Source organism: Bradyrhizobium sp. CCBAU 45394 (assembly GCF_028128655.1).
GTDB lineage: Bacteria > Pseudomonadota > Alphaproteobacteria > Rhizobiales > Xanthobacteraceae > Bradyrhizobium > Bradyrhizobium diazoefficiens.
The window spans coordinates 105957-118873 of record NZ_LBIX01000172.1; the positions used below are offsets into that span (position 1 = coordinate 105957).

Here is a 12917-nt window from a genome sequence, read left to right on the forward strand (position 1 = left end):
ACGCGCTTGTCTGGTCGACACCGGTTGCCAAGATGACCTGATGTCGCAAATATTGTGGCTTATCGTCGCAAGCGCGGCCCGAAGCTTGGTATACCATATCCCAGAATGCAAGCCCAATCTTGGCTCGCCCGTTACAAAATCGGCAGTTCCATTCGGACACGGGTTCCGAATCCTCGAAACGAAAACGCCCGGCCATAAGGCCGGGCGTCCCGTCAGAATGAAGTGTGGTGAAGCGCGTCAGACCGTGGACTTCGCCACCACGACCTTGCGCCAGGGCTTGAGCACCGCGATCGCCAGCGCCGAGGCCATGATGTTGGCGCCGGCTGCGATGATGAACACGCTGTCCCAGGTCCCCGACGACTGCTGCATGTAATTGGCGATCGGAACCAGCAGCGCGGCCGTGCCCTTTGCGGTGTAGAGCAGGCCCGCATTGGTGGTCGCGAACTTGGCGCCGAACGTGTCGGTGCAGGTCGAGGGGAACAGCGAGTAGATCTCACCCCAGGCGAAGAACACGAAGCCCGAGAGCAGCACGAACCAGATGGGATCGTGGCCCCAGAGGTAGAGCATCCAGATGCCAACACCTTCCATGCCGAAGGCGATGAACATCGTGTTCTCGCGGCCGATCATGTCGGAGATCCAGCCGAAGAACGGACGCGTCAGGCCGTTGAGCACGCGGTCGATCGTGGCTGCGAAGGTCACCGCGGTCATCGTCACCGCCATCAGCGTCACCGGAACGCTGTCGACCTTCCAGTCAACCGCGATGGGCTTCAAATTGGCCGTCACCATCAGGCCGCCGGCGCCGACGATCACGAACATGAAGTACATCAGCCAGAAGATCGGCTGACGCAGCACCTCGGTCGGCTGGTAGTTGCGACGCGTCTGCACCAGCGCGGCGTTCGCCACGACGACCGGCACCTGGCCAGGCTTCGGCGCCAGCAGGAAGAAGGCGAGGATGCAGATGATGAGGCCTTGCCCGAGGCCGAAATACAGGAAGGTGGTCTGGAAGCCGCTGTCCTTGATCATGGCCTGGATCGGCGCGACCGTCAGCGCGGAGCCTGCACCGAAGCCGGCCGCCGTGATGCCCGCAGCGAGACCGCGCTTGTCGGGAAACCATTTCAGCGCGTTGCCGACGCAGGTGCCATAGACGCCGCCGGCGCCGATGCCTGCGATGATCATGCCGAGATAGTAGCCGTTGAGCGTGGTGGCCTGTGCGTTGATCGCCCAACCCATGGCGCAGAGCACGCCGCCGACCAGCACGACGATGCGCGGACCGTATTTGTCGACGAACCAGCCTTCGACCGGCACCAGCCAGGTCTCGAACAGCACGAAGAGAGTAAAGGCCCATTGGATCGACGCGCGATCCCAGCCGAACTTTTTCTGGATGTCGGGGACGAAGAACGTCCAGCCATATTGATAGTTGGCGATCATCACCATCGCCGCTACCCCGATCGCCAATTGCGCCCAGCGATACGTGTCGCTAACGCGCGCGGTTGTAGGGGCCGTTGCCTGCACCATGTCCGTCATAAAGCCTCCCGTGGCGCCTCTAATTTTTCTGCGAGCGCTGGAGAGGCATTCTTGTATTCATTATGCCAAGGTTCAAGCGCTGGTCCGGTCACCGTGCGCAAATGCCGCAGGACCCTTCTCCGGCCGCGGCAGTGACTCAGGACAGCACAAGTAGAAATGGCCCCGTCCTGCGGGGCCATTCATCAAAAGTAGCATGTCGGCACCTGTGAAACCGGCGTGCGGCTCCCGCGGCGCAGGAAGCGCGCGCTTACAGGCCGAAACGCGGCAGGTCGCCGTTGTGATTCGAGATCTCGGCGCTGGCCATCAGGAAGCGGTCGACCGCGGCCATGAAACGCGCGAACAGGGTGGAGGAGGGGGCGAGGGCGACGGAAGCGGTCTTGGACATCGGAATTCCTTTCTTGAGACGGTCAGTAGCGCTGTCTCATTTCGAAAGGGAATTTATGTATACCAGATGCCAATGTCTATGCATGCCATTGCATAGCAGCATGCGTCATCCCGCATTGCAGCATAATGCTCCGTTAAAGGGGCCGCACCGGGCCTAAAATTGCTGGAAGGGCAGCCGAAATGCGCTGCCGGCTCCGAAATGCCCCAGTTTGCCGCCGCAACTGGCTTAAACGGTCGCCCTACGGGCACGAATTCCGGCGGGGGCAAGCCGCGGGCCGGGTCTTGGCACGGCAAGTCAAAGCCGCTAGTGGTCTGCCCCCTTCCAATCATCTGTCAGAGTGGTTCATGTCGAGCGCCTCGCCCGCCGTCTCGATCGGCATCGATTTTGGGACCAGCAATACGGTCATTGCCCTCGCGGCGGACGACCGCCGGGTCGAGGCCATCCGCTTCGATCACGGCGGACAGCGCCACAGCGTCTATGTGTCGGCCCTGTGCTTCTGGGAGGACCGGCCGGGAGCCGGCGCCCAGGCCGAGGGCGGCCCGTGGGCGATCGAGCAGTTTCTCGAAGGACGCCACGTCTACCGCTTCCTCCAGTCGTTCAAGACCTTCGCCGCGAGCAGCAGCTTCAACACCACCCAGGTGTTCCGGCAGCGCTACAAGTTCGAGGATATTCTGGCGGCGTTCCTGCGCACGCTGGCGCGCCATGGCGGCGACCGGTTCGGCTTCGAGACGTCAACGATCACGGTCGGCCGTCCCGTGCGCTTCGCCGGCGGCAATCCCGACGAGGCGCTGGCGATGCAGCGCTACCGGGCCGCGTTCGAGCGCCTGGGCGCCGGCCACGCGCGCTATGTCTACGAGCCCGTGGGCGCCGCGTTCTCCTTCGCCCGCCGGCTGGAGCGCGATGCCACCGTGTTGGTCGCGGATTTCGGTGGCGGCACCAGCGACTTCTCCGTGATGCGCTTCTCGCGCAAAGGCGGCGCCTTGCGCGCCGAGCCGCTCGGTCATGCCGGCATCGGCATTGCGGGCGACACGTTCGATTACCGCATCGTCGACCACGTCGTCTCGCCGCGGCTCGGCAAGGGCTCCAGCTTCCGCTCGTTCGACAAGGTGCTGCCGGTTCCCAGCGGCCACTACACCAACCTCGCGCGTTGGCATCAGCTCGCGATGATGAAGAGCAACGGCGATCTGCGCGAGCTCCGCGAGCTTGCGCGCAGCGCGCTGAAGCCGGAGCTGCTCGAGGATTTCATCACCATCGTCGATCTCGACCTCGGCTTTTCGCTGTACCGCGCGGTGTCGAACGCCAAGGTCGCGCTGTCGGCGCAGGATCAGGTGGACTTCCGTTTCAAGGGCGGCGGCGTCGATATCGGCTCGACCATCACGCGGAAGAATTTTGAATCCTGGATTGCCGACGATATCGCCAGGCTGGGGGCGACCGTCGACAAGGTGCTGGGCGAAGCCCGCATCACCGCGCGCGAGGTGGAGAAGGTGTTTCTGACCGGCGGCACATCGTTCGTCCCCGCCGTCCGAAAGCTGTTCGCCGACCGGTTCGGCAACGAGCGGCTGATGTCGGGCGACCAGTTCGAGTCGATCGCCTACGGCCTCGCGCTGATCGGACACAGTCCAGATCCCGATCGCTGGACCGCAGACGGTGGGCTGGCGCCGAAGGCGGGCGGGTAGGGCACCCTCTCGGCCTTCATGGTTCGAGACGCTCCGTGAGGCGGCGCTCCTCACCATGAGGGACTTCGCCGCGAAGCACGACCTCATCCTGAGGAGCCCGCCAAAGCGGGCGTCTCGAAGGATCGGCCGCAAGGAAGCTCCCCACCCAGTCATTGCTATTGCTTGATGTCGGGCTCGACGAGCTTCGCGAGATTCCGTAGCGATTCCTGCCAGCCGAGATAGCAGGCTTCCGGCGGGATGAGGTCCGGGATGCCGGCCTGCGTGATGTCCACCTCGGTGCCGACCGAGACTTTCTTCAGCAGCACGGTCACCTGAATTTCGCCGGGCAGATTGGGGTCGTCGAACTTGTCTGTGTAGCGCAGACGTTCGCCGGGGACGAGCTCGAGATATTCGCCGCCGAAGGCGTGGCTGTTGCCCGTTGTGAAGTTCCGGAACGACATCTTGAACGTGCCCCCGACCTTCGGCTCGAAATGATGCACGGTGCAGGTGAAGCCGTTCGGCGGAAGCCATTTTGCCAGCGCATCGGCATCGAGGAAGGCGCGATAGACTTTCTCGGGGCTGGTCGTGAGAACGCGGTGCAGGCGGACAGTGCTGGGCATGTTCATTCATCCTCTTGCATTGGCGGGCGCGACATCAACGTCTGTTGCCCGTTCATGATACGAGGACGAGCAAGACGTCGTCGACCCGACAGGACATCCCGATTTTTTTAGGGGGGCTGGCCGTATGTTCCACACTGCGGCGATATCCTGCGGCGTTGCCGCAATTCTGCCCACGCATCTCCACTGACGTTCCGGCGGGATTCGACCGGGCGGCTTTTCATCGCGGCGAATTGACCTGCTCTATCCCGCGAAACCCCGATATCGCTGCGTTACGTCGGCGCCCTCAGGCCCGGAGAGCTGAGCCACGCGTCGATCTGGATGGCCGTCTCGTCCTGCCGCACCCTTCGCAGCAGCATCTCGCGGCGCCGGCCGGGAGGGAGTAAGCGGGCCTCGTCGCGCAGACGGCCGACCTCATTGACGAGCCGCTGTTTCAGAGTTTGACTTTGTTTGAAGCGACGCCGTTCCATGACAATGCTCCCCTTGTTCGGATGGGGGCGGGAGCGCAACTGGCGTTCTCATCACCGGTAGAAGCCACGGGCCGGGCGGTGATGAGGAAGCATACCCACAAATCCGTGGCGTGTATGTCTACTAAGACACGTTGTTCGCCGGGAAGTGTCGCGAGCTTCAACCGTTCCGCCGGCGCGGGCGCGCAATTAAATCCGGCCCAAGCCTTGTAACTGACCGTGATGGGGTATAGCCTATCGCCATTCGTTCAGCCGCTGTGCCTTGTTGAATGCGCCCGCGGGCTCCTTTTTCCAGAGACATCGACGAATTGAATCGATTCTGCGTGAGCGTCACGCGGGTTACGCGCATGCGCGCTTTGGAGAAGAACAATGCCGACAGGTACAGTGAAGTGGTTTAACGGCCAGAAGGGCTTTGGATTCATTCAGCCCGACGACGGCGGCAACGACGTGTTCGTTCACGTCAGCGCGGTCGAGCGGGCTGGTCTTTCGGGTCTCGCCGAGGGCCAGAAGGTCAACTTCGAGGCCAAGACCGACAAGATGCGGGGCAAGGTCAGCGCTGAGAATCTCTCGCTGGCCTAAGCTCTCCAGTGCCGTTTCACGGATGTACTGAAACGGCCATGCGACCCGCTCGATCCCTGGATTGAGCGGGTTTTGTCCGTTGCCAAACAGGGTGGAAGATGAGCGCCAGGAAATCGGCAGAACCTTCGCCCGCAGGCATCGCGCGTTCCAACCGCCAACGCCTGGCGGCTGAAGAGGGCGCGCGCGCGATGGCGGAAGCCGAACGGCAGTCCGCCGAACTCCGCAAGAACATGGCGCGGCTACGCGAGTTGCGGGAGGCCAAGGAAGCGGCCGACGCGGATATTCGCGCGTCGTTGCCGGCGCCTGTGCCGAAGAAGCGCGCGCGGAAATCGCCGCGCTAGAGCGTTTTCGAGCGAAGTGGATACCGGTTCGCGGCAGGAAAACGCGTCAAGACAAGAATCTAGAGCCCCGTTCCGATTCCATCGGAACGGGAAAGGCTCTAGTCGGGCTCGATAGCGCCGACGATCATTTCCGAGGGGGCCGGTCACATGCCAAAGAGTGCGGATCGTGCCTAGGATCAAGCCGGATGGCGGCGGCACAATCACCTTTTTCCTCGCGCTTGGCGCGGGTCGTCAGATGTGCCGGCTTGCCACCACGTTTCAGACGCAGAAACAGGCCTTCAGCTATCTTCAGAAGTACCGAACCGAGTTCGAGCGTATCGCGCGGATACGGCTGGCGTCCGGCGAACTTGAAGACGGGATCGTCGTGCTCTCGATGCTATAGGCCAAGCGCGCGCCGAACGTGACGCGCCCCTTCAGCCGCTCCCTATTCGGAGCGGTCACTCGGCTTGGTCTCGCGGGCCAATCGCTCCGCCTTCAGACGCTCACGGTTCTCGTTGAGGGCGTGCTGGTCCTTCGCATAGTCGCTCATCGGCTTGTGCGTGTTGGCGGGCTTGAACGCCTTGTTGGCTTCACGCTTGGCGCGATCAGAGGATTGATGTCTCAACATATCGACCTCGTTTGATCAACGGGCGTGGTCCCGGCAAGTGCTGGACGCGACGCCTCCCGCTCGCAAGCTGAGATGGGTCGACTTGTCACCCTCGGGACGAGGAGGACAATTCTTCAGCGTTGGGCAGGTATTCTGCGAGGCGCCTGGTCACTCGCTGTGGAGGCGGCTCGCTCGCATTTTCGGGAGCGCGCCGGCAAAAGAATAACGGCCGGCGGCCGCATTTGTTCCCCCGGACCCATCCTCAATTCGGTGTCGGCTGGTTCATCGCAGCAAGCGTGCCGATTGCGGGATGCAGTCCCTCTCGCCACCAACAAAAAAGGCCGCCGAAATCGGCGGCCTTTCGTGTCTCTGGTCGAACCGCTTACTCGGCGGCCTGCTTCTGCGGCGGGGCGAGCGCGCCGGACTTGTGGATGTCGGCGACCTGGTGATCCGAGAAGCCGAGCACGCTGCGCAGGATCTCGTCGGTGTGCTCGCCGAGCAGCGGGGAGCGCTGCACGTCGCTCGGGCTATCCGACAGCTTGATCGGGTTGCCGACCGAGATGTACTTGCCGCGGGTCGGGTGGTCGACCTCGACCACGGTGCCGGTCGCGCGCAGCGACTGGTCCTCGGCGATCTCCTTCATCGACAGGATCGGGCCGCAGGGGATGTCGTCCTTGTTGAGGATTTCCATCGCCTCGAACTTGGTCTTGGTCATCGTCCACTGCTCGATGCGGGCGAAGATCTCGTTCAGCCGCGGCAGGCGGGCCGCCGGCTTGGCGTAGTTCGGGTCGGTTTTCCAGGTCGGCTCGCCGATCACGTCGCAGATCTTCTCCCAGACCGGCGCCTGGGTGATGAAGTAGATGTAGGCGTTGGGATCGGTCTCCCAGCCCTTGCACTTCAGGATGCGGCCGGGCTGGCCGCCGCCCGAGTCGTTGCCGGCGCGCGGCACGGCATCGCCGAACGGAATGCCTTCGCCGAACTGGCTGTATTCCCTAAGCGGGCCGTGGGCGAGGCGCTGCTGGTCGCGCAGTTTTACGCGGGCGAGATTCAGGACACCATCCTGCATCGCCGCCGTGACGCGCTGGCCCTTGCCCGAATGCGTGCGCTGATAGAGCGCGGTGACGATGCCGAGCGCCAGATGCAGGCCGGTGCCGGAATCGCCGATCTGCGCGCCGGTCACGAGCGGCAGGCCGTCGCGGAAGCCGGTGGTGGAGGCGGCGCCGCCGGTGCACTGCGCGACGTTCTCATAGACCTTGCAGTCCTCGTACGGTCCGGGACCGAAGCCCTTGATCGAGGCGACGATCATCTTCGGATTGATCTGCTGGATCTTCTCCCAGGGGAAGCCCATGCGGTCGAGCACGCCGGGGCCGAAGTTTTCGACCAGCACGTCGCACTTCTTGATCAACTCGGTGAGGACTTCCTTGCCCTTGGGGTTCTTGGTGTCGAGCGTGATCGAACGCTTGTTGTGGTTCAGCATGGTGAAATACAGGCTGTCCACGTTCGGGATGTCCTGCAACTGGCCGCGGGTGATGTCACCCACGCCCGGGCGTTCAACCTTGATCACGTCGGCGCCGAACCAGGCGAGCAGCTGCGTGCAGGTCGGTCCGGACTGGACGTGGGTGAAGTCGAGAATGCGAACGCCCGTGAGCGCTTTGGTCATCGTATTGCTCCGTATACTCTGTCTGCCCCTGCACCCGCAGGGAGTAATGGGTTGAAGGGGAGGACTTACTTCTTCTGCAGGACGCTCTGCGGATTGAGGTTGCCGATGCGGCCGCTCTCCGAGCCTGCGGCCGGATCGATCACCGCGTTGATGAGCGTCGGCTTGCGTGAAGCCATCGCCTCGTTGACGGCGCGCTTGAGCTCGTCGGGCGAGGTGGCATTCACGCCGACGCCGCCGAAGGCTTCCATCATCTTGTCGTAGCGCGCGCCCTTGACGAACACGGTCGTCGCGGGATCCGCGTTGACGCTGTTGACGTCGGTGCCGCGATAGATGCCGTCATTGTTGAAGATGACGACGCAGATCGGAAGGTTGTAGCGGCAGATGGTCTCGACCTCCATGCCGGAGAAGCCGAATGCGCTGTCGCCTTCCACCGCGAGCACGGGGTGGCCGGTCTCCAGCGCGGCCGCAATCGCCTGGCCCATGCCGATGCCCATCACGCCCCAGGTGCCGACGTCGAGACGCTTGCGCGGCTTGTACATGTCGATGACGCCGCGGGCGAGGTCGAGCGTGTTGGCGCCCTCGTTGACGAGGATCGCCTCGGGGTGATCCTTGATGACGTTCTTCAGCACGCCGAGCGCGCCGTGATAGTCCATCGGCGACTTGTTGTTCATGAGCTTCGGCGCCATCTTGGCGACGTTCTCTTCGCGCTTGGATGAAATCGCCTTGGTCCAGTCGGCGGGCGGGGCGGTCCAGCCCGAAGCCATCGCCTGGTTGAAGGCGGAGACGACCGAGCCGATGTCGCCGACGACGGGCGCGACGATCTCGACGTTGGAGTCCATTTCCCTGGGCTCGATATCGACCTGGATGAACTTCTTGGGCGCTTCGCCCCAGCTCTTGCCCTTGCCGTGCGAGAGCAGCCAGTTCAACCGCGCGCCGATCAGCATGACGACGTCGGATTCCTTCAGCACCGTCGAGCGAGCCGCGCCGGCGCACTGCGGATGCGTGTCGGGAAGGAGGCCCTTGGCCATGCTCATCGGCAGGAACGGTACGCCGCTCTTCTCGACGAAGCTCTTGATCTCCTCATCGGCCTGCGCGTAGGCCGCGCCCTTGCCGAGGATGATGAGCGGACGCTTTGCGCTCTTGAGCACGTCGAGCGCGCGCTTGACCGACGCGGGCGAGGGGATCTGCGCGGGTGCTGCGTCGATCACCTTGACCAGCGACTTCTGGCCGGCCTCGGCGTTCATCACCTGGCCGAACAGCTTGGCCGGCAGGTCGAGATAGACGCCGCCCGGACGGCCCGAGACCGCGGCGCGGATGGCGCGGGCGAAGCCGATGCCGATGTCCTGGGCGTGCAGCACGCGATAGGCCGCCTTGCACAGCGGCTTCGCAATCGCGAGCTGGTCCATTTCCTCGTAGTCGCCCTGCTGGAGGTCGACGATCTCGCGCTCCGAGGAGCCCGAGACCAGGATCATCGGGTAGCAGTTGGTGGTCGCGTGCGCGAGCGCGGTGAGACCGTTGAGGAAGCCGGGCGCGGAGACCGTGAGGCAGACGCCGGGCTTCTTGGTGAGGTAGCCGGCAATGCCCGCGGCATAGCCGGCGTTCTGCTCGTGGCGGAAGGAGATCACGCGAATGCCGGCGGCCTGCGCCATGCGGCCCAAGTCCGTGATCGGGATGCCCGGCACATTATAGATGGTGTTGATGCCGTTCAGCTTGAGCGCGTCGATGACGAGATGGAAGCCATCCGTCAATTCCTGCTCGGTGCCCGGTGCCTCGGACTTGGTCGCGGTGTTCAGCATGGGCCTTGTCTCCCTGGTCTCAATACTGGGGCGAATGTTTCGCCCTTCTGGTGAACGTTGCTAGGTAAAGAGTTCCTGACCGTGCGCTTCGACGTAAGCGGCAAGGCCAAGGGTGTGGTCGCGGGCGCGCTTCTCGGCGAGCTCGGTGTCGCGCGCTTCCAGTGCTTCGATCATGCCGAGATGCTCGGGCAGCGAGGTCGCGGTGCGGTCCTTGCGTCCGATGGTCAGCTGCCGGTAGCCGCGCACGTGCAGCAGCAGGTCGTTGGTGAGATCGACCAGCACGGGGGATTCCGACAGCGAGATCAGCGCCTGGTGGAAGGCGATGTTGGCGCGCGAATATTCCTCGACGTGGTCCTCGGGCAGGCGGTCTTTGCCGAAGTCCTTGAAGAAGTCGCGCAGCGCCGTGATGTCTTTCTTGCGCGCGGTGGTGGTGATGAGGCGGGCCGCCATGCTCTCCAGCGCCGCCCAGGCGCGGATCATGTCGACGATCTCGCTCTTGGTCCGGCGCACCACCATGATGCCGCGGCGCGGAACCGTCTTCACGAATCCGTCCTGCTCGAGCATCGCGATCGCTTCGCGGATCGGTGTGCGGCTGACACCCAGGCGCTCGGACAGCGCGCGCTCGTCGAGCATCACCGGCTCGGGCGTCGAGTAGATGTCCATCTTGAGGATGGCTTCCTTCAAGGCGTCATACGCCTTGTTCTTGAAGCTGCTCTCCGGGGCAATACGAACGATTGCGATATCTGCCTCGGCCATGTTCGGCAACGCCTTGGTTGGTTTCCGCAGTGACACGACGAATCTCCTCCAGTGGGAGTCGTCTTTTACAGGATTATTAACGGGAAAGTTTTTGGCATACCACATGCCAGAATGTCAAGCTGCCTATTTTTTGCGGCGTTCCAGGAGGCGCCGCAGCTTGACAAATTGGCTTCTGGCATACCAAATGCCATCGCCAGCCATTTTTGATCCAAGCGGGCGGAGTAATCTCGGGCTTTATGCCACTCCGTTCCGCCGCATGGAACAGAGCGCGGCGAATGGCAAGCATCACGGGCAGCCGCAATACGCGCGCTTTGCAAAGAACGAACTAGGTCAAGGGAGAAGCCACATGTCCAATTCCAAAGATGCCGTCCGCAAGGTGCTCGACCAGGTCAAGGCGGACAACCGCACCAGCCTGACGGCGCCGGAAGGCAAGCTGGTCTGCGACGCCTACGGCATTCCGGTGCCGAAGGAGGGCGTGGCAAGGTCGGCAGGCGAGGCCGGCAAGATGGCCGCCTCGATGGGCTTCCCAGTGGTGATGAAGATCGTCTCGCCGGACATTCTCCACAAGACCGAAGCCGGCGGCGTCATCGTCGGCCTCAAGACGGCGGAGGATGCCGAGAAGGCCTACGAGACCATTCTCGGCAACGCCAAGAAGTACAAAGCCGATGCCAAGATCGAGGGCGTCCAGGTGCAGCAGATGCTGGCCGGCGGCACCGAGGTCATCGTCGGCTCGATCACCGACGGCTCGTTCGGCAAGCTGGTCGCCTTCGGCCTCGGCGGCGTGCTGGTCGAAGTGCTGAAGGACATCACCTTCCGCCTCGCGCCCGCGACCAAGGAAGACGCGCTCTCGATGCTCGACGGCATCCAGGCCCATGAGATCCTGAAGGGCGTGCGCGGCGGCGAGGCGGTGAACCGCACGGCGCTCGCCGACGTCATCGTCAAGGTCTCGCAGCTCGTCACCGATTTCCCTGAAATCGTCGAGCTCGACCTCAATCCGGTGTTCGCGACGGCGAAGAGCGCGATCGCCGCCGACGTGCGTATCGTCGTCGACTTCGCCTATGTGCCCAAGCCGAAGCCGCGCCCGACCGAAGAGATCGTAGCTGCCATGAGCCGCATCATGCAGCCGAAGGCGGTCGCCGTGGTCGGCGCCTCCGCCGAGGACGGCAAGATCGGCAACTCCGTGATGAAGAACCTCATCAACGGCGGCTACAAGGGCGACATCTATCCGATCCATCCCAAGGCCACCGAGATCCTCGGCTACAAGGCCTACAAGAGTGTCAAGGACGTGCCGGGTGTGATCGACACGGCGGTGTTCGCGATTCCCGCGAAGTTCGTGGCCGCGGCGCTGACCGAATGCGGCGAGAAGAAGATCCCGGGTGCGGTGCTGATCCCGTCGGGTTTTGCCGAGGCCGGCGCGCCCGAGCTGCAGGCCGAGATCGTCGAGGTCGGCAAGAAGTACGACATCCGCCTGATGGGGCCGAACATCTACGGCTTCTACTATACGCCCGCCAATCTCTGCGCGACCTTCTGCACCGCCTACGACGTCAAGGGCCACGCGGCGCTGTCGTCGCAGTCGGGCGGCATCGGCATGGCCATCATCGGCTTCTCGCGCTCGGCCAAGATGGGCGTTTCGGCGATCGTGGGCCTCGGCAACAAGTCCGACATCGACGAGGACGATCTGCTCGCCTTCTTCGAGCAGGATCCCAACACCAACCTGATCGCGCAGCACTGCGAGGACCTCAAGGACGGCCGCGCCTTCGCGGAAGCCGCCAAGCGCGTCTCCAAGAAGAAGCCGGTCGTCGTGCTCAAGGCCGGCCGCACCTCGGCCGGTGCCAAGGCGGCGTCCTCGCACACCGGCGCGCTCGCCGGTAACGACAAGATCTACGAGGACGTCCTGGCGCAGTCCGGCGTGATCCGCGCCCGCAGCTTGCGCCAGCTGCTCGAATTCGCCCGCGGCGTGCCGGTGCTGCCGACGCCGAAGGGCGAGAACGTGCTGATCATCACCGGTGCGGGCGGCTCGGGCGTGCTGCTGTCGGACTCCTGCGTCGACAACGGCCTGTCGCTGATGTCGATGCCGCCGGATCTGGATGCGGCCTTCCGCAAGTTCATCCCGCCGTTTGGAGCCGCCGGAAATCCTGTGGATATCACCGGTGGCGAGCCGCCGATCACCTACGTCAACACGGTGAAGCTCGGCCTGTCGGACGAGCGCATTCATTCGCTGATCCTCGGATACTGGCACACCATCGTCACCCCGCCGATGGTGTTCGCCCGCAACATGGTCGAGGTGAAGAAGGAGATGGAGGCCAAGGGCTTCGTGAAGCCGATTGTGGCCTCGCTCGCCGGCGACGTCGAGGTCGAGGAAGCCGCCGAATATCTCTACCAGAACGGCATCCCGGCCTACGCCTATTCGACCGAACTGCCGGTCGAGGTCCTGGGTGCCAAGTACAAGTGGGCGCGCGGGGCAGGGCTGCTCTGAGCGTCATCTCTGACGTCATCCCGGGGCGACGCGAAGCGTCGAACTATGGTGCGCACTTGCGCACCTGAGGATCTT

Annotated in this window: 13 protein-coding genes; 5 read left to right on the forward strand and 8 right to left on the reverse strand. The window is 63.6% G+C overall.

Going from position 1 to position 12917, the window contains the following annotated elements:
- Positions 1-237: 237 nt before the first annotated feature.
- Together oxlT and WN73_RS30120 are read right to left on the reverse strand one after the other, a co-directional pair.
- Positions 238-1524, reverse strand: coding sequence for an oxalate/formate MFS antiporter (oxlT, locus tag WN73_RS30115; RefSeq protein ID WP_011085934.1), 1287 nt, complete (start codon positions 1522-1524; stop codon positions 238-240).
- A gap of 247 nt (positions 1525-1771) precedes the next feature.
- A complete protein-coding gene (locus WN73_RS30120; RefSeq protein ID WP_165448147.1) occupies positions 1772-1909 on the reverse strand; it encodes a hypothetical protein in 138 nt (45 codons plus the stop codon).
- A 344-nt stretch (positions 1910-2253) separates the two neighbouring features.
- Between WN73_RS30120 and WN73_RS30125 the strand changes: the two genes are divergently transcribed.
- Positions 2254-3585 (forward strand): Hsp70 family protein, encoded by a 1332-nt coding sequence (locus tag WN73_RS30125; RefSeq protein ID WP_028172220.1) that lies wholly within the window; start codon positions 2254-2256, stop codon positions 3583-3585.
- Positions 3586-3740: 155 nt separating this feature from the next.
- Here WN73_RS30125 and WN73_RS30130 read toward each other — a convergent pair whose 3' ends face one another.
- Both WN73_RS30130 and WN73_RS30135 read right to left on the reverse strand, forming a co-directional pair.
- A complete protein-coding gene (locus WN73_RS30130; RefSeq protein WP_028172219.1) occupies positions 3741-4184 on the reverse strand; it encodes an SRPBCC family protein in 444 nt (147 codons plus the stop codon).
- A gap of 269 nt (positions 4185-4453) precedes the next feature.
- Positions 4454-4651, reverse strand: coding sequence for a hypothetical protein (locus tag WN73_RS30135; protein ID WP_028172218.1), 198 nt, complete (start codon positions 4649-4651; stop codon positions 4454-4456).
- Between the two features lie 366 nt (positions 4652-5017).
- Between WN73_RS30135 and WN73_RS30140 the strand changes: the two genes are divergently transcribed.
- From WN73_RS30140 to WN73_RS30150, 3 genes are all read left to right on the forward strand, one after another.
- The gene (locus WN73_RS30140) at positions 5018-5227 is read left to right on the forward strand and encodes a cold-shock protein (RefSeq protein WP_011085938.1); all 210 of its coding nucleotides are present in this window, start codon (positions 5018-5020) and stop codon (positions 5225-5227) included.
- 98 nt (positions 5228-5325) lie between these two features.
- Entirely contained in the window at positions 5326-5568 is a 243-nt protein-coding gene (locus WN73_RS30145; protein ID WP_028172217.1) for a hypothetical protein, read from the forward strand.
- 157 nt (positions 5569-5725) lie between these two features.
- The gene (locus tag WN73_RS30150; protein WP_011085939.1) at positions 5726-5950 is read left to right on the forward strand and encodes a hypothetical protein; all 225 of its coding nucleotides are present in this window, start codon (positions 5726-5728) and stop codon (positions 5948-5950) included.
- 42 nt (positions 5951-5992) lie between these two features.
- On the opposite strand, the gene WN73_RS30155 is transcribed toward WN73_RS30150, so the two are convergent.
- The 4 genes from WN73_RS30155 to WN73_RS30170 all read right to left on the reverse strand — a co-directional run bounded on the left by WN73_RS30155 (position 5993) and on the right by WN73_RS30170 (position 10366).
- Positions 5993-6175: a hypothetical protein gene (locus WN73_RS30155; protein ID WP_028172216.1), complete on the reverse strand. Its 183-nt coding sequence runs from the start codon at positions 6173-6175 to the stop codon at positions 5993-5995.
- A 361-nt stretch (positions 6176-6536) separates the two neighbouring features.
- Positions 6537-7814 carry a formyl-CoA transferase gene (gene frc / locus WN73_RS30160; protein WP_011085940.1) on the reverse strand — a complete coding sequence of 426 codons (1278 nt, stop codon included), beginning with the start codon at positions 7812-7814 and terminating at the stop codon, positions 6537-6539.
- A gap of 65 nt (positions 7815-7879) precedes the next feature.
- The gene (oxc, locus tag WN73_RS30165; RefSeq protein ID WP_271555907.1) at positions 7880-9610 is read right to left on the reverse strand and encodes an oxalyl-CoA decarboxylase; all 1731 of its coding nucleotides are present in this window, start codon (positions 9608-9610) and stop codon (positions 7880-7882) included.
- 60 nt (positions 9611-9670) lie between these two features.
- Entirely contained in the window at positions 9671-10366 is a 696-nt protein-coding gene (locus WN73_RS30170) for a GntR family transcriptional regulator (protein WP_161537124.1), read from the reverse strand.
- Positions 10367-10712: 346 nt separating this feature from the next.
- Here WN73_RS30170 and WN73_RS30175 point away from each other — a divergent pair, with 346 nt between their 5' ends.
- Positions 10713-12842, forward strand: coding sequence for an acetate--CoA ligase family protein (locus WN73_RS30175; RefSeq protein ID WP_161535726.1), 2130 nt, complete (start codon positions 10713-10715; stop codon positions 12840-12842).
- Positions 12843-12917 lie beyond the last annotated feature (75 nt).